The organism is Aurantimonas sp. 22II-16-19i (assembly GCF_002088275.1).
GTDB lineage: Bacteria > Pseudomonadota > Alphaproteobacteria > Rhizobiales > Rhizobiaceae > Jiella.
This window is the reverse complement of record NZ_AQQS01000004.1, coordinates 98,694-123,876: the sequence shown is the minus strand read 5'-3', so window position 1 is coordinate 123,876 and position 25,183 is coordinate 98,694. Positions and strand designations below refer to the sequence as shown.

The window sequence follows — 25,183 nt, the reverse complement described above, 5'->3', positions numbered from 1 at the left end:
TGATTTGGCGCACCGGCTCTGTGGGAACGGGTGCGCCGCAAATGTGACGCGATGATTACACGCTCGATCGGGGTCGGAGCGAGGCCAGACCGGCCGCCCTCGCTCCGCAATCCCCGGAAGGCGGGCTCAGCCGGCCGCCTGGCCCGTCGCGCTGTCGGCCAGTTCGGCCGCCTCGCCGGCCGACGCACCGCCGACCGCCGCATCTTCCGGCAGCTCTTCGACGGGGGCGTCTTCCATCTCGCCGATGTCGATGCCCATGTCGCCCTGCTGGCGGGCGAGGCCGTCGACGGCGGCGCGGGCGATCAGGTCGCAGTAGAGCGAGATCGCGCGGGCGGCGTCGTCATTGCCCGGGATCGGGTAGTCGATCGGCACCGGATCGCAGTTCGAATCGACCACCGCGACGATCGGGATGTGCAGGCGCTTGGCCTCCTCGATCGCGATCGACTCCTTGTTGGTGTCGATGACGAAGATCATGTCCGGCACGCCGCCCATGTCGCGAATGCCGCCGAGGGCCCGGTCGAGCTTGTCGCGCTCGCGGGTGAGCGTCAGGCGCTCCTTCTTGGTGAAGGCCTGGGCCTCGCCGCCGGCGAGCATCTCGTCGAGCTTGCGCAGACGCTGGATCGACGCCGAAATCGTCTTCCAGTTGGTCAGCATGCCGCCGAGCCAGCGGGAATTGACGTAGTACTGGGCCGAGCGCTGGGCGGCGTCGGCGACGAGATCGGACGCCTGGCGCTTGGTGCCGACGAACAGGACGCGGCCGCCGCGGGCGACCGTGTCGGAGACGGCGAGCAGCGCACGGTGCAGGAGCGGCACCGTCTGGGCGAGATCGAGAATGTGGATGTTGTTGCGCGCACCGAAGATGTACGGCGCCATCTTCGGGTTCCAGCGGTGGGTCTGGTGACCGAAGTGGACGCCCGCTTCGAGGAGCTGGCGCATCGAGTAGTCTGGCAGAGCCATATCGTGATCGTCCTTTGACCGGTTATGCCTCCACGGAAAGAAGCGACAGGATGTCGCCACCGGTGGGCGGGAACGGACCGGAGCTGCAGGCGCCAGTCGATCCAACCCGGTTTCCGTGTGTGGAATGGGGGGCGCCATACCGCAATCTCGCGGAGTTGGCAACCAAAGCGGCGTCCGAAAGCCGGGAACGGTCCGCCGCACCGCTGAGATGCGATCCGCCGCGGCGGGTTTCAAGCCCGGCGGGGCGCCCGCCGGCAGACGGTGATCGGACGCCTCAGCGGCCGCCCGGACGGCCCCTCAATCGGCTTCGGGAGCCGGGCACGCCGCCGCCGCCTGCATGTCGAGGCTGACGAGCCGGGTCTTCAGCGCATAGCCATCGAATTTCAGGATCTGATTGCCGGTCACGCCGTTCTCGAAGAGCGTGTAGATCGTCTCGAAGACCGGCAGGCCGTTCTCGTTGCTGTCGGAGTTGTAGAAGGATTCGCTGATCCGCCAGGCCGCGAGGCCCGCGAGCCGGGCCGCGATGGCCTCCGGCGCGGACGCGGCCGGATCCTGCGATTCTGCGATCTTCGCGTCGTCCGCGCGCTTGCCCTCGGAGCCGTCGTCGGCCCGTCCGCCGGCCCGGTCCTGCGGTGCGGCCGCGGCCGCGTCCCCGTCGGGCGCGTCCGAAGCGGGCGCATCCGCTTCGCGCTCGCCTGCCTCGGGCGTCACCGCCTCGGAGCCATCGGACTCGGGGCCATCGGAGCCCGTGGGCAGCGCTTCGTCCGCCGCCTGTCCCGGCCGCGCGCCATAGCCGGCGATCTCTTGCGCCAGTGCGTCCTTGCCCAGCGGCATGACGATGACGGTGCTCGTCGTATGCTTCTCGGCATCCGCGTCGCCCTGGAAGACCGGGCTCTCGATGATCGGCACGCCGGCCTTCGCCGCCGCGATGATCTCGCGGGTGTGCTGGACCGGGAAGGTCGAGCGCGGCAGCGTGACCTCGCGCGCCTCCGGCTCGTCATAGGCGACGACGGTCGCGTCCTCGGATATGGTCGCCGTCCCCTTGGTGGTGGTGTCCGGCTGGGAATCGATGAAGCTCTCGGCGTCGAAACCGAAGCTCCGGGCGTCGCGGCTCTCGCTCAGGCGCACCTGCTGGTCGGTGACGACGATCTCCTGATCCTTGATGAACCGCGCGACGAAGCGGTAGTCGATGCCGTAGCCGGCGCAGTCGCCGGTCTCATTGAGGGCGACCGCGATCTTGCCGTCGACGCCGAGAAGCTGCTCGCTCGCCTGGTCGAGGCCGACGTCATAGGCGGCCCGGTGCGGCGCGAGCCGGACCGGCTCCGCCGCGCCGGCGGAACCGGGCGCGAGGCCTGCCGCGGCGGCGAGGAGCCCGGAGGCGAGGACGGGCAGGAAAACGGCTCGTGGCGTCATGAAGTTCGATCTTTCACTCATGGCGAGGATGGGCTACCGAACGCTGAAAGCCGTTCTGCGCCGAAGGTCGCGATCTGCCGCACTGCAGAACACCCGATCTTCGGTCCTATTCGCGTCAGAAGAGGAAGACAACATCATGGCCGACACGATCGAAGCGCGCCTTTCCGCCGCCGGCGTCACCCTGCCCGAAGCCGCCGCCCCCGCCGCGAACTACATTCCGACCGTCACCTATGGCGCGATCCTGCAGACCTCCGGCCAGCTGCCGATGGAGAACGGCGCCCTCGCCGTCACCGGCAAGCACGGCACCGAGGTCGACGTCGAGACCGGCCAGAAGGCGGCGAGGCTCTGCGCCATCAACGTGCTCGCCCAGGCGAAATCGGCGCTCGGCGGCGACCTGTCGAAGATCGGCCGGCTGTTGAAGATCACCGTCTTCGTCGCCAGCGACCCGTCCTTCGCCGAACAGCACAAGGTCGCCAACGGCGCCTCGGACTTCTTCGTCGAGATCCTCGGCGACAAGGGCCGCCACGCCCGCTCCGCCGTCGGCGTCCCGGCCCTGCCGATGAACGCCGCCGTCGAGGTCGAAGCCACCTTCGAGATCGCCTGACGTGACGACGCGCTATGACGGACCGTTCCGCTGGCTGGTGGAACGGCCGATCGCCCATCGTGGCCTCCACGACGGCAACCGTGACATCCCGGAAAATTCGGTCCCGGCCGCCCTCGCCGCGATCGCCGCCGGCTATGCCATCGAATGCGACGTGCAGATGTCGGCCGACGGCACGCCGCACGTCTTTCACGACGCCACGGCCAACCGGATGACCGGCCGCCACGCCGCCGTCGCAGCCCTGTCCGACAGCGATCTCGCCGGCCTCACCCTCGGCCGCACGACGTCCGGCATCCCGACGCTGGAGAAGTTCCTCGCCCTCGTCCACGGCCAGGTGCCGCTGGTGGTGGAGCTGAAGGGCGCCGAGAAGACCCGCGACCCGGATTACTTCAGCCGCGTCAAGCCGCTGATCGACGCCTATCCCGGCCATCTGGCGCTGATGTCCTTCGACGAGTGGCTGATCGACCAGATGCTCGCCGACCGCCCGGCCGAGCGCCCGATCGGGCTGACGGCCGACGGCAAGCGCGCCGGCGTCCTGTCCGCCCACCGCGAGATCTTTTCGCGGGGCTGCGACTTCGTGTCCTACGACGTCCACGACCTGCCCAATGCCTTCGTCGACTTCGTGCGGGGCGAAAGGCAGGCGCCGGCGATCTCCTGGACGGTCCGCAACGAGGCGGAACACGCGGTCAGCCGGCTCCATGCCGACCAGATCACCTTCGAGGACTTTGCGCCGCAACAGTGATCCCTTGCGCTGCGGCGGGGAAGGGTTACTTCTGCCGGTATGAGGCAACAGCCAGACCCCGCCGAAGCGGCCATCACGATCAGGGTCGCCGACAGGATCGCCGCGGTCGACGCGGCGACCTGGGACCGGCTGGCGACGACGCGCCTCGCGGGCGCCGAAGCCCCGCAGGCAGATCCGCAAGCAGATCAGCAGGCAGATGACGTCGCCGTCCCGATCGCGGCGACGCCGGACGCTGCCGATGCAGCCCCCTCGCCCGGCAACCCGTTCCTCTCACACGCCTTCCTGACATCGCTGGAGGATGCCGGCTGCGTCGGCGAGCGGGCCGGCTGGCTGCCCCAGCATCTCGTTCTGGAGGATGCCGGCGGCGCCATCGTCGGCGTCGCGCCGGCCTATCTCAAGTCCCACAGCCAGGGCGAATACGTCTTCGACCACGGCTGGGCCGACGCCTTCGAGCGGGCCGGCGGGGACTATTATCCGAAGCTGCAGATGTCGGTGCCGTTCACGCCGGTCACCGGGCCGCGGCTCCTCGTCGGCTCCGGCCCGGAGGCAGACGCGCGCCGCGTCGCGCTGGCGGCCGGCGCACGGGCCTATCTGTCGCAGACCGGCATCTCCTCCGTCCACGCGACGTTCCTGGAACCTGCCGACGTCGCCGCCCTGTCACAGGCCGACTGGCTGCACCGGATCGACCAGCAGTTCCACTTCTTCAACCACGGCTATGACAGCTACGACCGGTTCCTCGAGACCCTCGCCTCGAGAAAGCGCAAGGCGCTGAAGAAGGAACGCCGCGAGGCGCTGGCGAACGACGTCACGGTCGAATGGCTGACCGGCAGCGACCTCACCGAGGCCGCCTGGGACGCCTTCTTCGCCTTCTACATGGACACCAGCAGCCGCAAATGGGGCCGGCCCTATCTCAACCGCCGCTTCTTCTCGCTGATCGGTGAGCGGATGGCGGGTCGCATCCTCCTGGTCATGGCGAAGCGCGAGGGCCGCTACATCGCCGGCGCGCTCAACTTCATCGGCACCGAGGCGCTCTACGGCCGCAACTGGGGCTGCATCGAGGACCATCCGTTCCTGCATTTCGAGCTCTGCTACCACCAGGCGATCGACTTCGCGATCGAGAGGAAGCTCGCCGTCGTCGAGGCCGGCGCCCAGGGCCAGCACAAGATCGCGCGGGGCTATGAGCCGGTGACCACCCACTCGGCACACTACATCGCCCATCCCGGCCTTCGCCGCGCCATCCGCGACTATCTGGAGGCCGAGCGCGACGAGGTGGAGCGGGTGGTCGAGGTGCTGGGCGAGCACACGCCGTTCAGGCGGGGATAGCGTCGAGATCCGAGCCGTGCCGAACGCACGGATCGAATCGAGATTTTCAAATCGAGGCTGCCTGGCTCGGCAAGAGATGACAGACGCCGAACATCGCGAAGTCGCGCGCATTTTCGGTGATGACGGTCAACCCGTTGACATGCGCCGTTCCCGCAATGAGGGCATCTCCTATTCCAGGGTTCCCGCCACGAGCGATGGCACGAGCTTCCAGCTTGCCGGACAGTGCCGCCGTCGGAAGATCGACTGGCAGGAACGCGCCGCCAAACTCCACGAGCACCGTCTCGAGCCACTTGCGAAGCTCGCCAGCCTTGGCTGTTGCGCCCCTGAGATCGAGACGCTCGATCCCTCTTTCGAGCTCATGGAGCGTAACGACCGACATGAACACGAGTCCGTCCCGATCTGTCTGCCTGAGCCAATGTGCGAAGCTCGGTGAAAAAGTCTTCTTCCTCGGCGCCAATGTCGAGATGACGTTGGTGTCGATCAAATAGCCTTTCACAGATCGACGTCTCGCGAGGGAGAGCGATTGCGTTCCAGATCCGCGTCGTCTCCTGGAAACGCCATAAGATGGTCGACCAGCCCCGGCTTTCGCCTCGCCGCCGCGTCGCGTGCGGCATCCGCGGCTTCGATTGGAACGATCGCTGCAACGGCGATGCCGTCGCGCGTGATCCTCACGATTTCCCCATGCGCCGCACGGTCGACCACGTTCGAGAGGTCGGCCTTGGCATCCTGCAAAGTGACGTTCGACATGTGCTGTCCATCGGGTGGCTTTTACCGAAATTAATGTCGAACGCTTTGTCTGCAATTGCAAGACGAGGCGTGCCGACGCCATCGACAAGATCGCCCCTGCGACTACCATCCGGCTCGACGAATCACAGCTTCCGGAGCCCCCATGACCACCGCCCTCCCCCCCTATGAAGACGGCAACCTCTTCGCCAAGATCCTCAAGGGCGAGATCCCCAGCGAAAAACTCTTCGAGACCGACGTCGCCCTCGCGATCATGGACGTGATGCCGCAGTCGAAGGGGCACTGCCTGGTGATCCCCAAGGCGCCCGCGCGCAACCTTCTCGACGCCTCCGACGAGACGCTGCAGGCGGTGATGCCGCAGGTGGCGAAGCTCGCCCGCGCGGCGAAGGCGGCGTTCTCGGCGGACGGGGTGCGGATCGCGCAGTTCAACGAGGAGGCGGCCGGGCAGACGGTGTTCCACCTGCACTTCCACGTCATCCCGATGTATCAGGGTGTCGAGCTGACGCGCCACGCCTTCGGCGACGTGCCGATGGCGACCCTCAAGGACCACGCCGAGGCGATCCGGGCGGAGCTGGCGAAGGGATAGGTGCCCCGACGATAGGTGCCCAGCCAATTCTTCGTCTTGCGCTGGTTGGCGAGGGCGCTCCGCTCTTGCCACTCTCGTTCACGACCTGCGGTACCCGCCCCTCTAGCTGCCAGCACCTTGTTGTCGCGGCGTTGCGCCGGGACGGGTTCGACAAGGTTGCAGCGTCACACGTGGCGCGGCGCCCCCTCGCCCTTCGAGGCTCCGCCTCGCTGCGCTCGTCGTCGCGCCTCAGGATGAGGCGGCAGGAGAGGCTGCGGCATCGTTCGCGACGATGCTCGCCGCGGCGGTCTCCCCATCCCTCATGCTGAGGTGCGAGCAAGGCGAGCCTCGAAGGACGGGGGATTGGCCGCACACCTCTGAAATGCGGTGTCGCTCGCGCCGCTTCCACACCAGAGCCCCTGGAGGGCGAAGCAACCCGCGGGATGATGTCCGCCAGGCCGAGAATAGCCCCGGCGCCGCGGTCGAAGGCCCGCTCGCCAGAAGGCGTCCCTCACCCCGACGCCGCCACCAGCGCCCATCCTCCGATCACCAGCTCGGCCGCCAGGATCCCCAGGAGGATCCGCCGCCGCGACAGTTCGAAGGCGGCGAAGCCCGCGGCCAGCGACGTGACGCGCACCCAGGTCGGGATGTCGGCGAGCGCGCCGGACGGATAGAACACCAGCTGGGCGATGACGGCGGCCACCAGCGCGGTCGCGATGGTGCGGGCGATGGCCGCCGCCTCGCCGGTCTCGTCGATGCGATTGGCCGAAAGGACGCCGAGATAGCGCCACATGTCGGTTGGCAGCCAGCCACCGAGGAGGATGAAGGCGTAGGGCCACCAGGGCACGACGTTGGAATAGGCCCACTCCGACATCAGGCCGCCTCCCGCCGCGCCTTGAGAAGGCGCCCGCCGACATAGGCGACGATCCCGCCGCCGATGCCGGCGACCAGAAGCTCGTAGCCGGGCGACAACAGATGCGCAGGCGGCAGCGCCGCCATGCCGCAGAACAGCGCCAGTCGGCCGGAGACATCCCGCGCCGAGCCATAGAGCGAGGTGAAGAAATACACCGGCGTCAGGAAGGCCAGCGCCCCCGTCGCCAGCGCCGGAAGCTGGCCCATCAGGTTGAAGACGACGGCGACCAGAACCGTGTTGATCGCCGTCAGCGTCACCGCGAAGCCGCCGAAATAGGCCGCCCGCTTGTCCCGGGGGACGTTCTCCATGCGCTCCATGGCGAACACCCAGGCGGTGATCGCGACGAAATGCGACAGGAACAGGAGCGTCGCGGTGCGCGTCTTCGCGCCGCGCAGCTCCGGCATCAGCGCCACCACCATCGGCGTCATGCGCAGCGACGACAGGGCGACGGCGAAGGCGGCGGCGGGCAGCGATGTGCCGGCGGTGATGGCGCCGATCAGGATGATCTTGGCCGGCAGCGCCCAGACCACGGCGGTCATGAAGGCCGCCTCCTGCCAGGAGATGCCGGCCTCGCGGCAGAGCCCGGCAAAGCCGAAGAAGGCCGTCGTCAGGATCAGCGCCGGCGGGCTGAGGATCCCCTTCATGCCGAGGAGAATCCAGTGGGCCGTCGAGCGCTCGGGCAATTCGGGATCGGGGGCTGTCATGAGCCGGACCGGCTCCAAGGGCGGGTGTTCAACGAAAGACGGCCCGGCCAGCGCAACACGCCGGCCGGGCCGCTGTCGTCATAGGGACCGACGGCCATGGCCGTCAATCGGTGGACAGACGGCCATGGCCGTCAATCGGATCGTCGAGCGCAGGCGCCGCGTTAGGACCGCGCCTGCCGCCATCAGTTCGAGCGCCGCGGCACCTTCGGCACCGAGCTCGCGCGGCGGCTCTTCGGCGCCGGCGCCTCGGCGGCGGGCGCAGCGCCGTCCTCGTCGTCCTCCGGCGCGTCGTCGATATCCGAGCCGTCGGCCGCCACCGCGACCGGCTTCTTCTTGGCGCCGTCGGCGCGCTTCTGCTCGGACGAGCGCTTGGCGCGCGGCGGGGGCACCTCGTCGGCGATCGCCTCGAGGGCGATCTTCGTGCCGCCCGCGCCGTCGTCGACGACCAGCACCTTGACGGTGCCGCCATGCTTCAGCTTGCCGAACAGGACCTCGTCGGCGAGCGGCTTCTTGATGTGCTCCTGGATGACGCGCGACAGCGGCCGCGCCCCCATGTTCTCGTCATAGCCCTTGTCGGCGAGCCACTTGACGGCTTCCGGCGAGAGCTCGAAGACGACGCCCCGCTCGGAGAGCTGGGCCTCGAGCTGCATGACGAACTTCTCGACCACCTGGTGGATCACCGGCGTCGGCAGGGCGCCGAACGGGATGATCGCGTCGAGGCGGTTGCGGAACTCCGGCGTGAACAGGCGGTTGATCGCCTCCTCGTCGGCGCCGGTGCGCCGCGAATGCCCGAAGCCGATGTTGGCCTTGGCCATCTCGGCCGCGCCCGCATTGGTCGTCATGATCAGGATGACGTTCCTGAAGTTGATCTGCTTGCCGTTGTGATCCGTCAGGCGGCCATGATCCATGACCTGCAACAGGATGTTGAACAGGTCCGGATGCGCCTTCTCGATCTCGTCGAGGAGCAGGACGCAGTGCGGATGCTGGTCGACGCCGTCGGTCAGAAGACCGCCCTGGTCGAAGCCGACATAGCCCGGAGGCGCGCCGATCAGCCGCGAGACGGTGTGCCGCTCCATGTATTCTGACATGTCGAAGCGCAGGAGTTCCACCCCGAGGGACGACGCCAGCTGACGCGCCACCTCGGTCTTGCCGACGCCGGTCGGGCCGGAGAAGAGATACGAGCCGATCGGCTTGTCCGGCTCGCGCAGGCCCGCCCGCGACAGCTTGATCGCCGAGGCGAGATTGGCGATCGCCTCGTCCTGACCGTAGACGACGCGCTTCAGCTGCTCGTCGAGATGGGCCAGCACCTCCTCGTCGTCCTTCGACACCGCCTTCGCCGGGATCCGCGCCATGGTGGCGATCGTCGCCTCGATCTCCTTGACGCCGATCTGCTTCTTGCGCCGGGATTCCGGCAGCAGCATCTGCGACGCCCCGGTCTCGTCGATCACGTCGATCGCCTTGTCCGGCAGCTTGCGGTCGGTGATGTAGCGGGCCGACAGCTCGACCGCGGACTTGATCGCGTCATTGGTGAACTTCACCCGGTGGAAGTCCTCGAAATAGGGCTTCAGCCCCTTCATGATCGCGATCGCGTCGTCGACGGACGGCTCCTTCACGTCGATCTTCTGGAAGCGCCGGACGAGGGCCCGGTCCTTCTCGAAGAACTGCCGATACTCCTTGTAGGTGGTCGAGCCGATGCAGCGGATCGCCCCGGAGGACAGCGCCGGCTTCAGAAGATTGGACGCGTCCATCGCCCCGCCCGACGTCGCGCCGGCGCCGATCACCGTGTGGATCTCGTCGATGAACAGCACGGCGCCCGGATACTCCTCGAGCTCCTTGACGACCTGCTTCAGCCGCTCCTCGAAGTCGCCGCGATAGCGCGTGCCGGCGAGCAGCGTTCCCATGTCGAGGGAGAAGATCGTCGCGTCGGCGAGGACGTCCGGCACGTCGCCCTCGACGACCCGCTTGGCGAGGCCTTCCGCGATCGCCGTCTTGCCGACGCCGGGATCACCCACATAGAGCGGGTTGTTCTTGGAGCGGCGGCACAGCACCTGGATCGTCCGGTTGATCTCCTCGGCGCGGCCGATGAGCGGGTCGATCTTGCCGCCCCGGGCCTTGTCGTTCAGGTTGACGCAATAGGCCGTCAGCGCGTCGGGCGCCGCCTTGCGCTTGCCCTCGTCCTCCTGGCCGATGGTCGAGGCCTCGTCCTCGGCGCCGCGCAGGGGCCGGCTCTCCGAGGCGCCGGGGCGCTTGGAAATCCCGTGGGAGATGAAGTTGACCGCGTCGTAGCGGGTCATCTCCTGCTCCTGCAGGAAGTAGGCGGCATGGCTCTCGCGCTCGGCGAAGATCGCGACGAGCACGTTGGCGCCGGTCACTTCCTCGCGGCCGGAACTCTGGACGTGGATCACCGCCCGCTGGATCACCCGGTGGAAACCGGCGGTCGGCTTGGAGTCCTCTTCGTGCCCGGTGACGAGGTTGGCGAGCTCGGTGTCGATGTAGGAGGTCAGGTTCTTGCGCAGGAGGTCGAGATCGACGCTGCAGCCCCGCATCACGGCAGCAGCGTCCTTGTCCTCGAGAAGGGCCAAAAGCAGGTGCTCGAGCGTCGCGAATTCCTGATGTCGTTCGTTGGCAAGAGTGAGCGCCTGATGAAGTGCCTTCTCAAGGCTTTGCGAAAATGTCGGCAAGCTTCACCTCAATTCTTTTCCATCACGCATTGGAGCGGATGCTGGTGCTGACGGGCGAAATCCATGACCTGGGTGACCTTCGTCTCCGCCACTTCGAAGGTGTAGATGCCGCATTCGCCGACACCGTGATTGTGCACGTGCAGCATGATCCTCGTCGCGGCCTCGTGGTCCTTCTGAAAGAAGCGCTCCAGAACATGGATGACGAACTCCATCGGAGTGTAATCGTCGTTCAGAAGCAGGACCCTGTAAAGGCTGGGACGTTTGGTTTTCGGTTTGGTCCGGGTGATGACCGACGTGCCGCGATCGGTGCCGCCGCCGCCGTCCTTGTCATTGTCCTGGAGCCTCGCCGGCCTCGCGCCCAGCATCTCGTCCATTCCCGCTTCCGTCCGTTCAGCCAGCATCGCCATGGGTCGTATGTATGCACGTGTCATGAGAATTTAAGGAGCCTTTGCGACGCATCCCCCGCGGGGTCGTCGCCGCGCGTCGTCCGGTGAGAGACTAACGCAAAAAGGCCCGGCTGGAACCGGGCCTCTCGATCAATTTCGTCAGTCGGCGGCGCGCGGTCCGCCGCCAGCCACCCGCAGCGCAGACCTGCGTCCCGGCGCAGGTCAGTTGGCGGCCGCAACCGCCTTCTTCTCGGCGGTGACGGCGGTTTCCTTGGTGGCGGCCGCGGTCTTGTCGGCGACCTTGGTCATGGTGTCGGAGCTTGCCGCCACCGTCTGCTCGAACGGCTTGTAGGTCTGCTTGGCGATGTCGGCATAGATGTCGCCGATCTTGGTCATCTGCGCGACCCAGGTCTCGTAGGTCGTCTTGGCATATTCGCTCTGCAGCTCAATGGTCTTGTCGAGGGTCTTCGCCTGGAAGATCTTCTCCATCATCGCGGTCTGGGTCTCGTAGGACCGCTTGATGAAATCAGCCGTCTCGGTGCTGATCTGCTGGAAGCCCTTGCTCATCGCGGCGAACGACTTGAGCGCGTTGTCCATCGCCTCTTTGGTCATCTTGCCGGCGTCTTCATACATGTTCATGGGTCTCGTCCTTTCCGGTCCATACCGTCTCCGCGAAGGTCGCGTACGCTCTTCCGGCGCTCACGTGGTCCCCGCTGTTAATGACGAGCCCAATATATTGCATCGCACAAATCGACACAAGCAGAATTGCTGCAGCGCACCATCGGAGCGCGCCAGGCACGGCGCAGGCCGCCACACCGGCCACCACACCAGCACCCGGGCGTGACCTTTCGTCACCCCCGATTGCCGGGGATCAACGGAAAAAGGTGAGCAGGGTGAACGCAATGCGAATGATATAAACCGATTGGTAAGCGAACGCGGCTTAACCTCCTCGTCATCAAAAGGGCCCAACCAGAGGTTAGTCCCCGCATCCCGGCCGATCGATAGCGGAGGGAACGAAACCTCGCCGTGCCAACAACACGATCGAAGAGTTTTTGCGTGCCATTCGAACTGACGCATCTGAGAAGCACCGCCCGAACCCTGTCCAGGATGCTCGCCATCGCCATCGTCGGCACGGGTCTGTCGCTTGCCGGCGGGATGGGTGACGCTGGCGCCGCCAATCCGAAATATGCCGGTTTCGTGATCGACGCGAACAACGGCAAGGTTCTCTACCAGGACCGCGCCGACGAGTTGCGTTATCCCGCGTCGCTGACCAAGATGATGACGCTCTACCTCGCCTTCGAGGCGCTGAAGGGCGGCAAGATCAAGAAGACCGACAAGATGCCGGTCTCGGCCTATGCCGCCGCCCGGCCGCCCTCGAAGCTCGGGCTTCGCGTCGGCAGCACGCTGACGGTCGACGAGGCGATCAGTTCGCTGGTGACGCGCTCGGCCAACGATGCGGCCGTCGTCATTGCCGAATTCCTGGCGGGGTCGGAAGCGGCGTTCGCCCGGCGAATGACCGACAAGGCCCATCGCCTCGGCATGACGCGCACCGAGTTTCGCAACGCCAATGGCCTGCCGAATTCCGAGCAGAGAACGACCGCCCGCGACATGGCGACGCTGGGCATCGCGCTGCGCGAGCACTTCCCGGAATATTACGGCTACTTCTCCATCCGCTCCTACAATTTCCGCGGCCACCGGATCGGCAACCACAACCGCGTCCTCAACCGCTACGAGGGCGTCGACGGCATCAAGACCGGCTATATCAACGCCTCCGGCTTCAACCTCGTCTCGTCGGTGAAGACCGAGGGCAAGAGCGTCGTCGCCGTCGTCATGGGCGGCACCTCGGGCCGCTCGCGCGACGACCACATGGTGGATCTGCTGAAGCGCACCATGCCGAAGGCCAGCCGCCGCGACGGCGGCCCGCTGATCGCCGCCGCGCCCAATCCGAACGTCCAGGTGGCGGCCGCCATGCCGGATCTGCCGAAGCGCGGGCCCGTGCCCGACTTCCGCCCCGGCGCCGGCGGCATCTCGATCAACGACCGGATCGCCATGGCCTATGGCAGCGACGAGGGCGACCAGGTCGCGGCGCGCATGCCGATGCCGACGGCAAGGCCGCTGATGGGCCGCGACGCGATCAGGGCCGCCCTCACCGAAGAGCGCCCGGGCCGGTCCGGCGCGGCGGCGGCGATCCTGCCGCTGGCCCGTCCGGCCGCCCAGCGGGCGATGCCCCAGACCAGCGCCTCGCTCCTGCGCGAAGCCTCGGTCGACGGCGAGGCCACCGGCTCGATCGATCGCAACACCGCGGCCAAGGTCGTGCAGCAGCAGACGCCCTCCTCGCCCTGGGTCGTGCAGATCGCGGCGACGGATTCAGTCTCCCAGGCGATGGCGATGCTGAAGAAGGCCAAAAGCGCCGCAGGCTCCGAGTTGGCGACGGCCGAGCCCTTCACCGAAAGCGTCGACACCGGTGGCAGCACGCTCTACCGGGCCCGGTTCGCCGGCTTCGGCAGCAAGGACCAGGCGTGGAAGGCCTGCGCGGCGCTGAAGCGCAGCTCCTACAACTGCTACGCCGTCGCGAACTGAGCTTCATTCCCGCCGCCGCGCGGCGGGACGAAATCTAAGAGAACGCGCGGGGCATGACGCCCTGGCGGGGACGGCGCAGGCGTCGGCGGCAAGGCCCGGCGACGACGGCTGGCGCAGTCCGGCAACCGGTCGAACGGCATGACGCCGAATTGCCGGAGAAGACGACGCTTTCGAAAGCCCGTTCACCGGGCGCCCATGGGGGTGGGTGAAGGCGACGATGGCGCCGGGGGGAATTCGTCCACCCGGCCGTTCCGGCGGCGGTCCCGGCACTGCGGGCCGCCACCCTGTGTAGAGTTGCGAGGGGAAGTCATGTCGATCGAGAACCGAAATCTCACCGTTCCGCCCCGTTCCGGCCCCTGGCCGGATGCGGTGCCGGCTGGGGTCCATCCCCTGCAGCAGGCGGCGCTGCGTCTCGGCGAGGCGCGCGACGGCCGCTCGCGGATAAAGGCCAAGGAACTCGTCGGCCTCCTGTTGTCCTATGGCGCCCGCGCCTGGCGCTCGTCGCAGCCGGTGAGCCACACCCGCATCCGGGCGCTGGCGCCGACCGGCACCACCGCGGTGCGCATCCGCTTCCGCTGAGGGCGGCGCGGCCAGCCGGTTGCCGCCGCCGGTTCCTGCCGGCAGCGTCAGAAGACGCCGAGTTCCTGCAATGCGGCGGAGAGTTCCGGCGGCAGGCCGTCGCCGGCCTCGCCGAACGTCCTGACATCGCCCGGCGCATCCTCGCTCTTGAGGTACCGCCAGCCCTGGAATGGCCGCTTCGGCTGCTGGCGGGTGAGCACCAGCGTCGGGTCGAGCAGGATGCGGCAGCGGCCGATGCCGGTCTCGTCGGTGAACGGCTCGATCCCGGCGATCGCCTGACGGGCCTGCACGCTGCCGCGAATCACCCAGTAGAGCGAGCCGCCGTCGACGAGCTCGTCGATGCGCTTCGGCACCATGCGGGTGACGTGCCAGTGTGTTGCCGCACCGGACGTCGCCAGGCGATGCGCGATGAAGGCCGCGAGGTCGTCCACGCTGTCGGCGCCGACGCAGAGCTTGAGAAGATGAAGAGCCATGGCAGGGTTCTGGCGAACTGCGCCGTTCCTGCCAAGGCCGGTTCGGCGAATGGCCACCGAAATCGATGCCGGAAATCGGCGCCGGATACCGGAAGGCAATCGGCGACGGCGGTCGGCAACAGGCCGCCCGGCGAGCACGAGTGGCCGCGCTACGCGCCCAGCGGCCGCAAGCCGCAAGCCGGCCGCACGAGAAGCCACGCGCGAGCGCGATCCGCCGAATGTCGGCCGATGTCCAGCGCAATGAGACTCTTGGGGGAATTTGGTCCGGCTGGCGATGCGGCGGCGGTCTTCGCGGCCTCGCGCCCAGTCCGGCTATCGCCTCAGTTGGCCGCGATCGCGACCGTCTCCGCACTGGTGCAGAGGAAACCGAGCATCATCAATGCCGAAAAGATCGCGACCGTCCAAAGGGTCACGCCCCAGCACGACTTTCGTACGCTGTCATCCATGATCAGAAACTGTCCTGAACCCCAGAAACCAAGCAGGCGATCATTCCCCCCGATCGCGAGCTTGGGCGTTAATTATCGCTTAACATCGACCGCTACAAGCCGGTCCACGCTAAATTTTCCCGTACTGTAGCGGGCTCGCCTTGCACAGGGCTTAACCGGTGCCGGTCTCCCGTTGCAACCGGATGCGCGATACACTTTCACGACGGCGGGTCGGCGACGCCGGCCCCCACCCCGGCCCCCGGGGGGACGGGCGCCCTTCGCTGTGCCGCCTGCCCGCCTGCCCGCCTGCTCGCCTGCTCGCCTGCGACGAAAGTTGCCACCGGAGGATCTGCAGACATGCCCCTTGCCGCTGCCGACACCGTCGCCGTCGTCCTGTTCCTCGTGGCCTGGACCCTCTACAACTTCATGGTCGAGCGGCAGGCGCGCGCCGGCAACGGCCTGTCCGGGGCGATGAACGTCCAGCGCGGGGTGTGGATGCGGGCGATGCTGACCCGCGACCTCAGGATGATCGACACGGCGATCATGGCCGGCCTGCAGCAGGGCACCGCCTTCTTCGCCTCGGCCTGCATCTTCGCCATCGGCGGCTGCTTCGCCCTGCTCGGCTCCGCCGAGCGGATCTCGGCCATCGCCGCGGACCTGCCGTTTTCCGGCGGGCTCGACAAGCCGCTGGTCGAACTGAAGCTGTTCGGCCTCGTGGTGATCTTCTGCTACGCCTTCTTCAAGTTCGGCTGGTCCTACCGGCTGTTCAACTACTGCTCGATCCTGATCGGCGCGGTGCCGATGCGCGACGAGGCGGCCGCAGACATGGCCGCCGCCGAACGGGCGGTCGAGCGGGCCATCATCGTCAACCAGATCGCCGGCCGGCACTTCAATTCCGGGCTGCGGGCGATCTTCTTCTCCGTCGCCTATCTCGGCTGGCTGCTCGGCCCGCTGGTCCTCGTCGGCTCGACCGCCTTCGTCGTAGCGATCCTGCTCAACCGGCAGTTCCGCTCGCCGGCGCTGAAGATCCTGCGGGCGTGACCGTTGCGCCTGCCGGCGCGGGAAACAGCGCGTCGGTCCGGCCCTGCAGCCGGTAGGCGAGAAGGCCGAGATATTCGCGAATGGCGAAATGCACCTTCTCGACGTTGCGCACCGAGGCGCTGGAAGGCCGCCAGACCTCGGCGCCGCCGGGCGTGCGATAGTCCACCGGATAGGGCAGAACCTCGAAATCCGCCTGGCGGAAGCAGCCGACGGCCCGCGCCATATGGAAGGCCGAGGTGATCAGCAGCCAGGTCTCGCCAGGCTTCGGATCGGCGAGTTGTCTCGCGAAGACGGCGTTCTCGAAGGTGTCGCGGGCCTTGTCGTCGAGAATCAGGCGGTCCGGCGACAGGCCGGCACCGAGGAAGAATTCCTTCGCCGACAGGGTCTCGGCAATGTCCTGCGCAAGGATCGCGGCGTCGCCGCCGGAAAACAGGATCTTCGCCTCCGGGTAGCGCCGGGCGAGGATCAGCGCCTCGGTCGCCCGGTCGGCCGCCTCGTTGAATTCCGAGCGGCCCCGCGTCCTTGCGATCCTCGTGTCGAAGGCGCCGCCGAGAACGACGATGCCGGCGATCTTCTCGGGCAGGTCCGGCCGGGGAAAGCGATCCTCCAGCGACGCCATCATCAACAGGCCGAGCGGCGACAGGCTAACGACGGCAAGGCTCGCGAGCGCCAGCGCGACGAGCGTCAGCCCCGACCGCTTCCACCGCAAAAGGACCAGCAGCAGGCCGAGACCGGCGAGAAGCAGGATGGCGACGAGGGGCTGGACGAGAAACCAGACGATCTTGGCGACGACGAAGAACAGGATCTTTCACTCCGGGCGGCGGCCGGGCGTTCGTCGCCCGGCAGGGGCGGTCCGACCATAGCCGCCGCGCCCCGCCCATGCACCGGCGGGATGCGACTTCGCGGCGGCTGTTGCTAGAGCGCCTCGGATGGAGCCGTCTTCGCCGGGCCGGCGGGTCGCGCCGATTGTCGCCGCGCCGTCCTCGTCCCGGCGCTTGCGTCCCCGTCGTCGATCGGCGCTGCCGCCTCGCCCGTCCGATCATCCGGCGCAGCGGCCGGAGCAGCGCCCTCCCCCGCCAGCGTCACCGGCGTCTTCATGAGGATCTCGCGATGCGGGAAGGGAATGGCGATGCCATTCGCCTTGAAGGCGTCCCAGAGCGCCAGAAGCACCTCGCCGCGCACATTCGTGAGGCCCGCCTGCGGATCGCGGATCCAGAAGCGCAGGACGAAATCCAGCGACGAATCGCCAAAGCCCGTCAGCCAGCAGACAGCCGGCTTTTCCGCCACCACGCGCCCGACCGACGCCGTCGCCTCCTTGGCGATCCGGGTCACCTCGTGCGGGTCGGAATCGTAGGAGACGCCGAAGGTGACGTCGATCCGCACGAGGTCGTTGGAGAACGACCAGTTGATCACCTGGTTGGTGATGAAGTCCTCGTTCGGGATCAGGTACTCCCGCCCGTCCCGGGTAATCACCGAGACGAAGCGGGCGCGCAATTCGCGGATCCAGCCGAAGGTGTCGCCGAGCGAGATCGTGTCGCCCGGCTTGATCGACCGGTCGGTCAGGATGATGATCCCGGAGATGAAGTTGGAGACCACCTTCTGCAGGCCGAAGCCGAGGCCGACGCCGAGGGCGCCGGAGAGGACGGTGAGCGCCGTCAGGTCGACGCCGACCGCCGCCAGACCGACGACGCAGGCGACGAAGATCAGGCCGACCTTCAACAGCTTGCCGATCAGCACCCGCAGCGCCGGCGTCAGCTCCTCGCTGCGCTTCACCCGGGTGTCGAGGAAGTTGCCGGCGATCGAGGCGAGCCAGAGGGTGACGGCGAGGACGACGAAGGCCTTGATGACGAAGAGCAGCGAGATGCGGGCGTTGCCGATGTCGATGGCCGTCGCGTCGAGCACCCGCGAGACCGGATCGGCCAGATCGAGGATCGACAGCGCCGCGACGATCCAGGCGCCGGCGGCGATGATCCGGGCGGCGAGCCGGTTGCGCACGATGCGCGAGGCGACGGTGATGACGAGATAGGCCAGCGCCAGATTGAAGACGACGCGGATGATCGAGGATCGCGGCCCGCCGGCGGCGCTGTCGACGAGGGTCAGCAGCCAGACGCAGACGGTGAAGTAGACCAGCGTCATGCGCCGGCGGATGGCGACGATGATGCGCAGCAGGCTCGGGGCGGCGCGGATCTTCCTCGCCTGCGCCTCGATCGGGGCGCGGGTCCAGCGGTCGAGGAGATAGGCGACGAGGGCGCAGGCCGCGATCGCCGCGAACTGCGCCAGGGACGACGGCTGATAGAAGAAGGCGAGGACCGAATTCGCCCATCCGGCGGCTTCGGCGGCGAGCTTCTGCAGCGCCGCCCCGTCCATCAGGTGCGATCCCAGTTCGGCGCGAAGGAGGGATCGACCAGCCGCTCGTTGCGCCGGGTCAGCGCCGTGATCGCCGCCTGCTCGTCCTCATAGAGCTCGAAGTCGAAGATCTGCAGGTTCTCGGCCAGGCGCTCGGGCTTGGACGTGCGCGGAATCGCCCCGACCCCGGCCTGCTCGATCTCCCATCGCAGCACGATCTGCGCCGGCGACTTGCCATGGCGCTCGGCGGCGGAGCGGATCACCGGGTGGTTCAGCACCTCGCCGCCCCGGCCGATCGGCGAATAGGCGACCAGCCCCATGTCGTGCCGGCGGCAGGCGGCCAGCACCTGGGCCTGCGGCAGGAAGGGGTGATATTCGACCTGGTTGCAGACCAGCGGATGGTCCGACATGGCCGCCGCCTCGTCGAGCAGTGTCGAGGTGAAGTTGGCGACGCCGATGTGTCGCGCCAGCCCGTCGTCGACGGTCGACGAGAGGGCGTCGATGGATTCCTCCAGCGCGACGTCCGGGTTCGGCCAGTGGATCAGCATGAGGTCGACGGCGCCGAGGCCGATCCTGTCGATCGAATCGGCCGCGGCGGCCTTCAGATCCTTCTCGGCGAGATCGGTCCACCAGATCTTCGTCGTGACGAAGATGTCGCCGCGGGCGATGCCGCTCTTGCGGATGCCCTCCCCGACCTCGCGCTCGTTGCCGTACATGCGGGCGGTGTCGATGTGGCGATAGCCGGCCTCGATGGCGCGGGCCACCATGTCGACGCAGGCCTCCCCCTCCAGCGTGTAGGTGCCGAGGCCGATGGCCGGGATCCTCGCCGTGCCGGCTTCGATGAACTTCATGATTCGCCTCTCTCGCGCGTTCGGGCGCCGTCGCGGCGCTTGTCGAGAGGAGAAATAGGCGCGGCCGATCGGGTTCCATCAGGGGAAGCTTGCCGACGTTCGGGGCGCCGGCCGTTGCCGCCCGGGACGAGCGGATCGACTTCGCCACCGTCATGCGGCACGCCGTCGCTTTGCCGACACGATCGGACGCTGTAGAGGCAGGCCTCGCGAGACAAGAGGTCGTCGAAGTGCAACAGAACGCCAATCCATCGGCCGCAGGCGCCGCCGGGACCGTCCCGGCCGCAAGCCCGGGCGACAATCCCGTCGCCCGCGGCCGCATCGCGATCATCGACATCGCGCGGGCGCTCGCCATCGTCGCGATGGCGATCTTCCACTTCACCTGGGATCTCGAGCACTTCTCCTATCTGCCCGAGGGGCTGACGGGACAGGGCGGCTGGCGGATCTTCGCCAGGTGCATCGCCTCGAGCTTCCTGTTTCTCGTCGGGTTCTCGCTGGTTCTCGCCCATGGCCGCGAGATCCGCTGGCGGAAGTTCCTGGTGCGGCTGGCGCAGGTCTCGGCCGGTGCGCTGGCGGTGACGGTCGCGACCCTGTTCGCGACGCCCAACAGCTTCGTGTTCTTCGGCATCCTCCAGCACATCGCGCTCGCCAGCCTCCTCGGCCTCGCCTTCCTGCGGCTGCCGGCCCTCGTCACGGGGCTCTGCGGCATCCTCGTCGTCGCCGCGCCCGTCTTCGTCAGCCTTCCCGGCTTCGACAGCCGCTGGCTCGCCTGGATCGGCTGGTTCTCAGACACCATGCCCCTGTCGAACGACCTCGTGCCGATCTTCCCGTTCTTCGGCGCGGTGCTCATCGGCATTTCGGCCGGCCGTCTCGCCGTGGATCGCGGCTTCGTCGCGGTGATGCGCGGCTGGAACGACAGTCTGGCGAGGCTGCGGCCGCTGGAATTCGCCGGCCGCCATGCGCTGGTCATCTATCTCGTCCACCAGCCGCTGCTCTACGGCCTCGTCGCGCTTTTCACCCTCGTCGCGCCGCCGGACCGCGACGCGATCTTCCTCGGCGACTGCACCCGGGCCTGCCTCGCCAGCCAGGACGCGGCCTTCTGCGCCGCCTATTGCGGCTGCGCCGAGCGGCGGCTGAAGGAGGAGGACCTGTTCGACCTGTTGATGAAGAACGATGCCGGACCGGGCGATCTGACGCGCATCCGGCAGATCACCACCGCCTGCAGCTTTGACCCGGCGGGCTGACGCTTTCGATCGGGCGTCGCCGCGACGGGGCGTCGCCGCAATGGGGAGGTCAGCCCGACCGCGACGTCTGGCCGACGCCGAGTTCGGCCATGCGGGTGAGGCAGGCCTCCTCGGCGGCCTCGAGCTCGCCCAGCATGTCGTCGATGTCGCGCTGCTTCTGCTCGAGTTCGGCGCGCCGCTCGGCCACCTTGCGCAGGATCGCCCGCAGCTGCCCCGCCTCACCCGGCGGCTCGCGATACATCTGGACGATCTCGCGGATTTCCGAGATCGCGAAGCCCAGCCGCTTGCCGCGCAGGATGTTGCGCAACAGCTGGCGGTCGGAGGGTCGGAACAGCCGCGTGCGCCCGCGCCGGATCGGATGGATGAGACCCTCGTCCTCGTAGAAGCGGATCGTCCGGGTCGAAATGCCGAATTCGCGCGTCAGCTCGGTGATCGTGTAGTGTTCCCGCATGGTTCCCCGGCTGCAAGCGTGCCCCCCGAACATGCATGCGTCACGACTTACGTAAAAGTCAAATGTCGACGCAGCACGGCAGCCCTGCGCGGTGGCCGGGCCGCGAGCCGGTTGCGGGGGGTCGGCGCGGCGCTGCCGGATGCCGGCACTGCCAGGACGGCGGCCTTGCCATCGGTCCTGATCGTTCATACCGTCGGAGAAACCGGAGCAAATTCCATGGCAGATGCCGAGACGATCAGCGTTGCGCTGACACCCGAGATGGCCGCCACTTTGCACGAGGTCGTAAGGAGCGGCGAATATGCCTCCGCAAGTGACGTGATGCGAGAGGCCCTCCGGCAGTGGCAGATCCGGCGAACCGAGCGCGACAAGGCGATCGAGGAACTGGGACGGCTGTGGGACGAAGGCGTCGCAAGTGGCCCCGCCCGAGACGGAGAAGCGGCTTTCGCCCGGATCAAGGCTTCGCTCGACGCCAAGACGTGCGGCCGGAGCTAGGTCTTGGCGTTCCGTCTCACGCCCCAGGCCGAGATGGACATCGAAGAGATCGCTTCATTCATCGCGGTGGACAGCCCGTCGGCCGCCGCCGGCTGGTACGAGAAGATGCTGAGACGCTGCCGCCGGCTCGGAGAGATGCCCGGCCTGGGCGTGTCGAGGCCGGAGGTGCGGGGCGGTCTCCGCAGCCTTGCCGCAGGCAATTCCCTCATCCTGTACCGCCAGGCGGCGGATGGCGCCGCAGAGATCGTCCGCGTCGTGCATGGCGCACGGAAGTGGCAGGATCTGCTCGACGGATGATCCGGTCGCTAGAGCATGATCCCGAAAAGTGGGAACCGGTTTTCGGGACAGATCATGCGGCCAGAAGAGGAGTGAGCGGGATGATGATCGAAGCTGATTTCATCCCGCTCTAGGCCCTCGCGCAGTCACCGCGCCTCTTCGCCGCGGACCAGATGGGCGAGCATCACCGCTCGCCGCTCGCCCACCGAAGACCTCAGATCCCGAACCACCAGCTCGCGAGGCCGAGAAAGGCGAAGAAGCCGACGACGTCGGTGACGGTGGTGACGAAGGTGCCCGAGGCGATGGCCGGATCGGCGCCGAAATGGTCGAGCACCAGCGGGATGAGGATGCCGGCGAGAGCCGCCGCCAACATGTTGACGATCATCGCGATGGCGATGACCTGGCCGAGCCCGATGTCGTTGAACCATACGGACGCCACGACGCCGATGACGATGGCGAACAGCGCCCCGTTGAGGAGGCCGATCATCACCTCCCTGCGCACGATGCGCCCGGCATTGTAGATGTCGATGTCGCGGGAGGCGAGCGCCCGCACTGTCACCGTCATGGTCTGGGTGCCGGCATTGCCGCCCATCGAGGCGACGATCGGCATCAGGACGGCCAGCGCCACCATCTCATGGATCGAGGCGTCGAACAGGCCGATCACCAGGGATGCGAGGACGGCCGTCGCCAGGTTGATCAACAGCCAGAGGAAACGCGAGCGCGCCGCCGTGACGACGGTATCCGAAATCTCCTCGTCGCCGACGCCGGCCATGCGGCGGATGTCCTCCTCCGCCTCCTGCTGGACGATGTCGATGACGTCGTCGATCGTCAGGATGCCGACGAGCCGTTCGTTCTCGTCGACGACCGCGGCCGAGAGCAGGTCGTACTGCTCGATGATCTGCGCCGCCTCTTCCTGGTCCGTCTCGGCCGGGATGGCGTGGCGCGTCTCGTGCATGATCTCGTCGATCTTGGCGGGACGGCGGGTGCGCAGGATCCGGTCGAGATCGACGGCGCCGAGGAGCTTGAAGGTCGGATCGACGACGAAGATCTGGGCGAAGGATTCCGGCAGGTCCTCCTCGTCGCGCATGTAGTCGATGGTCTGGCCGACGGTCCAGTAGGGCGGCACGGCGACGAACTCCGTCTGCATGCGCCGGCCGGCGGATTCCTCGGGATATTCGAGCGAGCGCCGCAGACGAAGCCGCTCGCGGAACGGCAGCTTGGCGAGGATCTCCTTGCGGTCCTCCTCGTCCAGATCCTCCAGAATGTAGACCGCATCGTCGGAATCGAGCTCCCGCAGCGCCTCGGCCACCCGCTCGTTCGGCATCGCGTCGATGATCGACAGGCGGATCGCCTCGTCGACCTCGGTCAGCGCGGTATAGTCGAACTCGTCGCCCATGAGCCGGACCAGCGACTGACGTGCGTCGTGGCCGAGATTGCGCAGGACGTCGCCGAGCTCGGATTCGTGCAAGGGGACGATGGTCTCGCGCAGGAAGGCGGCGTCCTCCGCCGCGATCGCTTCCTTGATGCGGTCGAGGAAGTCCTCGGCGAGATAGCCGTCCTCGTCGTAGATCCCGGTGCGTTCGGGCACGGGCGCGTCCAAGACATGCTGCGGATCAGCCATGTTGCCCTCCCCGGTGATCGCTGGAATCCATTGGTCGACGTGTTCGCCGCTCCCGCGTCTAACGCAAGCGGCGGCAAACAAAAATGGGCCTTGGAACGATTTGCCGATCGGCGGCGCACACCCCATGTCGGGAGGGGGCCGCCAAGGGCGCGGCGCGCCTTTCCCGCGGGGGCCCGTGCCATCCTTCGGACGTATTGGGGCTCGATAAGCGGGACCGACCATAGCGCCCCGGCGAGCAACCGGAACCGGCCCTCGCAGCGTCCGGAGAACAGCCCGCAGCATCCCGTCGTCGAGCCAGTGCCATCGCCATGCAACGTCCCTCCCCCGCTCTCGCCGCCACCCGCTTCGGCCTCGGCCTGCGTGCGAGCCCTGTCGACCTGTTCGGCGCCGATCCCGTCGCAGCGCTGCTCGACGAGGCCGCGGGCGAATCGGAGCGTCCCCCCGATCGGGATCTCGCGCCGACGAGGAAGATCCTCTTCGACGTCCAGTCGTTCTTCGCCCGCCAGCGCGCGGCGAACCAGGCAATGGAGAAGTCCGGCGCCGATGCGGCAGGGATGGCGGCGGGTATGCCGACGGGGATGCCGGCGGGGATGCCGGCGGGAATGATGGAGCGACCCGCTGCCATGGGGTCCGGCAAGGACGCCGCGCCCGAAGCGGCGCCGGCAAGGCCGGAGCGGCCGCATCTGGCCTATTTCAACGCCGAGTTCGAGGCGCTGATCGCCCGGATGAACGACGCGCCCATCGGCTTCTTCGAGCGGCTCGTCGGCTTCTGGTCGAACCACTTCGCCGTCGAGGCCGACCGCAGCTTCACCACCAAGGCGACCGTCGGCGCCTATGAGCGCGAGGCGATCCGCCCGCATGTGCTCGGCCGCTTCGAGGACATGCTGCTGGCGGTCTCGCAGCATCCGACGATGCTGTCCTATCTCGACAACTTCCTCTCCGCCGGCACCAACAGCCGCCTCGGCAAGAACGGCCGCTACGGGCTCAACGAGAATTACGGCCGCGAGATGCTGGAGCTGCACACGCTCGGCGTTGCCGGCGGCTATGATCAGAGCGACGTGCGGGCGCTTGCCAATGCGCTGAGCGGCTGGGGCATCGTGCGCAACCTGAAGCGCAAGGACTACGGCACCTTCGCCTTCTTCAACGCCATGCACGAGCCCGGCCCGGTCACGGTGCTCGGCAAGCGCTATCCGCAGAAGGGCGAGGCCCAGGCTCGCGCCATCATCGCCGATCTGGCGCATCATCCGGCGACGGCGCGCCATCTCGCCTTCAAGCTGGTCCAGTCCTTCGTCGCCGACGAGCCGCCGAAGGGTCTCGTCGCCCGGCTCGCCGACGTCTACATGAAGACCGGCGGCGATCTCGGGGCGCTGGCGAAGGCGCTGGTCACCGATCCGGCGTCCTGGGAGGCGCCCCGCGCCAAGCTGCGGACACCGCAGGAATTCGTCTGGGCGGCGCTCCGGGCGATCCCCGCCACGACGCAGTTCAACGACGTCCGCCGCGGCCTGACGATCCTCGGACAGCTGCCCTGGTCGCCGATCTCGCCCGCCGGCTATCCCGGCGATTCGCGCTACTGGCTGGCCGCCGACGCCATGACCAACCGGCTCGACTACGCTCAATTTCTCGCCGCCCGCACCCGCCCCGAGGATCCGCAGATGCTGACGGAGGCGGCGCTGGGAGACCTCGTCAGTGCTCCGACGCGGGAGGCGATCCGGCGGGCCGAGAGCCCCGCCCAGGCCTATGCCTTGCTGCTGATGAGCCCCGAATTCCAGCGGAGATAG

27 protein-coding genes are annotated in these 25,183 nt (G+C 67.7%); 11 read left to right on the top strand and 16 right to left on the bottom strand.

All coding sequences use genetic code 11. The annotated features are described in order from the left end of the window. Nucleotides 1–126: 126 nt before the first annotated feature. Entirely contained in the window at nt 127–957 is an 831-nt protein-coding gene (gene rpsB / locus ATO4_RS05885) for a 30S ribosomal protein S2 (protein WP_083590501.1), read from the bottom strand. Between the two features lie 297 nt (nt 958–1,254). Further along, nucleotides 1,255–2,370, bottom strand: coding sequence for a DUF1849 family protein (locus tag ATO4_RS05880; RefSeq protein ID WP_176222874.1), 1,116 nt, complete (start codon nt 2,368–2,370; stop codon nt 1,255–1,257). 136 nt (nt 2,371–2,506) lie between these two features. Here ATO4_RS05880 and ATO4_RS05875 point away from each other — a divergent pair, with 136 nt between their 5' ends. Genes ATO4_RS05875 through ATO4_RS05865 form a run of 3 tightly spaced genes read left to right on the top strand, consistent with a single transcriptional unit; the run spans nt 2,507 to nt 5,036 of the window. Beyond that, nucleotides 2,507–2,974, top strand: a complete 468-nt coding sequence (locus ATO4_RS05875) for a RidA family protein (protein WP_083590499.1) — start codon at nt 2,507–2,509, stop codon at nt 2,972–2,974. Between the two features lies 1 nt (nt 2,975). Then, nucleotides 2,976–3,713, top strand: a complete 738-nt coding sequence (locus ATO4_RS05870) for a glycerophosphodiester phosphodiesterase family protein (RefSeq protein ID WP_083590498.1) — start codon at nt 2,976–2,978, stop codon at nt 3,711–3,713. A gap of 39 nt (nt 3,714–3,752) precedes the next feature. Continuing rightward, nucleotides 3,753–5,036 carry a GNAT family N-acetyltransferase gene (locus tag ATO4_RS05865; RefSeq protein ID WP_083590497.1) on the top strand — a complete coding sequence of 428 codons (1,284 nt, stop codon included), beginning with the start codon at nt 3,753–3,755 and terminating at the stop codon, nt 5,034–5,036. Nucleotides 5,037–5,082: 46 nt separating this feature from the next. On the opposite strand, the gene ATO4_RS05860 is transcribed toward ATO4_RS05865, so the two are convergent. Then, nucleotides 5,083–5,520 carry a type II toxin-antitoxin system VapC family toxin gene (locus tag ATO4_RS05860; protein ID WP_176222873.1) on the bottom strand — a complete coding sequence of 146 codons (438 nt, stop codon included), beginning with the start codon at nt 5,518–5,520 and terminating at the stop codon, nt 5,083–5,085. Between the two features lie 8 nt (nt 5,521–5,528). Further along, nucleotides 5,529–5,783 carry a type II toxin-antitoxin system prevent-host-death family antitoxin gene (locus ATO4_RS05855; RefSeq protein ID WP_083590495.1) on the bottom strand — a complete coding sequence of 85 codons (255 nt, stop codon included), beginning with the start codon at nt 5,781–5,783 and terminating at the stop codon, nt 5,529–5,531. A 142-nt stretch (nt 5,784–5,925) separates the two neighbouring features. Between ATO4_RS05855 and ATO4_RS05850 the strand changes: the two genes are divergently transcribed. Continuing rightward, complete coding sequence (locus ATO4_RS05850) at nt 5,926–6,366, top strand: HIT domain-containing protein (protein ID WP_083590494.1); 441 nt, start codon at nt 5,926–5,928, stop codon at nt 6,364–6,366. Nucleotides 6,367–6,856: 490 nt separating this feature from the next. Here ATO4_RS05850 and ATO4_RS05845 read toward each other — a convergent pair whose 3' ends face one another. The 5 genes from ATO4_RS05845 to ATO4_RS05825 all read right to left on the bottom strand — a co-directional run bounded on the left by ATO4_RS05845 (nt 6,857) and on the right by ATO4_RS05825 (nt 11,668). Then, entirely contained in the window at nt 6,857–7,219 is a 363-nt protein-coding gene (locus tag ATO4_RS05845) for an AzlD domain-containing protein (RefSeq protein WP_083590493.1), read from the bottom strand. Then, the gene (locus ATO4_RS05840; protein WP_083590571.1) at nt 7,219–7,962 is read right to left on the bottom strand and encodes an AzlC family ABC transporter permease; all 744 of its coding nucleotides are present in this window, start codon (nt 7,960–7,962) and stop codon (nt 7,219–7,221) included. Before ATO4_RS05840 ends, ATO4_RS05845 begins: the two co-directional genes overlap by 1 nt. A gap of 182 nt (nt 7,963–8,144) precedes the next feature. Continuing rightward, nucleotides 8,145–10,643 (bottom strand): ATP-dependent Clp protease ATP-binding subunit ClpA, encoded by a 2,499-nt coding sequence (clpA, locus tag ATO4_RS05835; protein ID WP_083590492.1) that lies wholly within the window; start codon nt 10,641–10,643, stop codon nt 8,145–8,147. 8 nt (nt 10,644–10,651) lie between these two features. After that, nucleotides 10,652–11,008 (bottom strand): ATP-dependent Clp protease adapter ClpS, encoded by a 357-nt coding sequence (gene clpS, locus ATO4_RS05830; protein WP_139802284.1) that lies wholly within the window; start codon nt 11,006–11,008, stop codon nt 10,652–10,654. A gap of 243 nt (nt 11,009–11,251) precedes the next feature. After that, nucleotides 11,252–11,668 (bottom strand): phasin family protein, encoded by a 417-nt coding sequence (locus tag ATO4_RS05825; RefSeq protein ID WP_083590491.1) that lies wholly within the window; start codon nt 11,666–11,668, stop codon nt 11,252–11,254. Between the two features lie 417 nt (nt 11,669–12,085). On the opposite strand from ATO4_RS05825, the gene ATO4_RS05820 reads away from it, so the two are divergent. Continuing rightward, nucleotides 12,086–13,609: a D-alanyl-D-alanine carboxypeptidase gene (locus tag ATO4_RS05820; RefSeq protein ID WP_245308590.1), complete on the top strand. Its 1,524-nt coding sequence runs from the start codon at nt 12,086–12,088 to the stop codon at nt 13,607–13,609. Nucleotides 13,610–13,918: 309 nt separating this feature from the next. Next, complete coding sequence (locus tag ATO4_RS05815) at nt 13,919–14,188, top strand: hypothetical protein (protein ID WP_083590489.1); 270 nt, start codon at nt 13,919–13,921, stop codon at nt 14,186–14,188. Nucleotides 14,189–14,235: 47 nt separating this feature from the next. Here ATO4_RS05815 and ATO4_RS05810 read toward each other — a convergent pair whose 3' ends face one another. Beyond that, nucleotides 14,236–14,661 carry a DUF1489 domain-containing protein gene (locus tag ATO4_RS05810; RefSeq protein WP_083590488.1) on the bottom strand — a complete coding sequence of 142 codons (426 nt, stop codon included), beginning with the start codon at nt 14,659–14,661 and terminating at the stop codon, nt 14,236–14,238. Between the two features lie 320 nt (nt 14,662–14,981). Next, nucleotides 14,982–15,107, bottom strand: coding sequence for a hypothetical protein (locus tag ATO4_RS28640; RefSeq protein ID WP_280940481.1), 126 nt, complete (start codon nt 15,105–15,107; stop codon nt 14,982–14,984). Between the two features lie 336 nt (nt 15,108–15,443). Between ATO4_RS28640 and ATO4_RS05805 the strand changes: the two genes are divergently transcribed. Further along, on the top strand, nt 15,444–16,127 hold the full coding sequence (locus ATO4_RS05805; protein ID WP_083590487.1) for a DUF599 family protein: 684 nt from the start codon (nt 15,444–15,446) through the stop codon (nt 16,125–16,127). Here ATO4_RS05805 and ATO4_RS05800 read toward each other — a convergent pair. The 3 genes from ATO4_RS05800 to ATO4_RS05790 all read right to left on the bottom strand — a co-directional run bounded on the left by ATO4_RS05800 (nt 16,081) and on the right by ATO4_RS05790 (nt 19,324). Further along, nucleotides 16,081–16,836, bottom strand: coding sequence for a YdcF family protein (locus ATO4_RS05800; RefSeq protein ID WP_245308589.1), 756 nt, complete (start codon nt 16,834–16,836; stop codon nt 16,081–16,083). The genes ATO4_RS05805 and ATO4_RS05800 overlap by 47 nt on opposite strands. 206 nt (nt 16,837–17,042) lie before the next feature. Next, nucleotides 17,043–18,494 carry a mechanosensitive ion channel domain-containing protein gene (locus tag ATO4_RS05795; protein WP_083590485.1) on the bottom strand — a complete coding sequence of 484 codons (1,452 nt, stop codon included), beginning with the start codon at nt 18,492–18,494 and terminating at the stop codon, nt 17,043–17,045. Further along, nucleotides 18,494–19,324, bottom strand: coding sequence for an aldo/keto reductase (locus tag ATO4_RS05790; protein ID WP_083590484.1), 831 nt, complete (start codon nt 19,322–19,324; stop codon nt 18,494–18,496). The genes ATO4_RS05795 and ATO4_RS05790 overlap by 1 nt, the downstream gene beginning before the upstream one ends. A 227-nt stretch (nt 19,325–19,551) precedes the next feature. Here ATO4_RS05790 and ATO4_RS05785 point away from each other — a divergent pair, with 227 nt between their 5' ends. Then, nucleotides 19,552–20,565 carry a heparan-alpha-glucosaminide N-acetyltransferase gene (locus ATO4_RS05785; protein WP_245308588.1) on the top strand — a complete coding sequence of 338 codons (1,014 nt, stop codon included), beginning with the start codon at nt 19,552–19,554 and terminating at the stop codon, nt 20,563–20,565. Nucleotides 20,566–20,614: 49 nt separating this feature from the next. Here the strand turns inward: ATO4_RS05785 and ATO4_RS05780 are convergent, their stop codons facing one another. Then, a complete protein-coding gene (locus ATO4_RS05780) occupies nt 20,615–21,016 on the bottom strand; it encodes a MerR family DNA-binding transcriptional regulator (RefSeq protein WP_083590483.1) in 402 nt (133 codons plus the stop codon). A gap of 216 nt (nt 21,017–21,232) precedes the next feature. Here ATO4_RS05780 and ATO4_RS05775 point away from each other — a divergent pair, with 216 nt between their 5' ends. Both ATO4_RS05775 and ATO4_RS05770 read left to right on the top strand, forming a co-directional pair. Further along, a complete protein-coding gene (locus ATO4_RS05775) occupies nt 21,233–21,508 on the top strand; it encodes a type II toxin-antitoxin system ParD family antitoxin (RefSeq protein ID WP_083590482.1) in 276 nt (91 codons plus the stop codon). Nucleotides 21,509–21,511: 3 nt separating this feature from the next. Beyond that, nucleotides 21,512–21,805, top strand: a complete 294-nt coding sequence (locus tag ATO4_RS05770) for a type II toxin-antitoxin system RelE/ParE family toxin (protein ID WP_083590481.1) — start codon at nt 21,512–21,514, stop codon at nt 21,803–21,805. Between the two features lie 193 nt (nt 21,806–21,998). Here the strand turns inward: ATO4_RS05770 and mgtE are convergent, their stop codons facing one another. Beyond that, nucleotides 21,999–23,405: a magnesium transporter gene (mgtE, locus tag ATO4_RS05765; protein WP_083590480.1), complete on the bottom strand. Its 1,407-nt coding sequence runs from the start codon at nt 23,403–23,405 to the stop codon at nt 21,999–22,001. Between the two features lie 308 nt (nt 23,406–23,713). Between mgtE and ATO4_RS05760 the strand changes: the two genes are divergently transcribed. Beyond that, entirely contained in the window at nt 23,714–25,183 is a 1,470-nt protein-coding gene (locus tag ATO4_RS05760) for a DUF1800 domain-containing protein (protein ID WP_083590479.1), read from the top strand.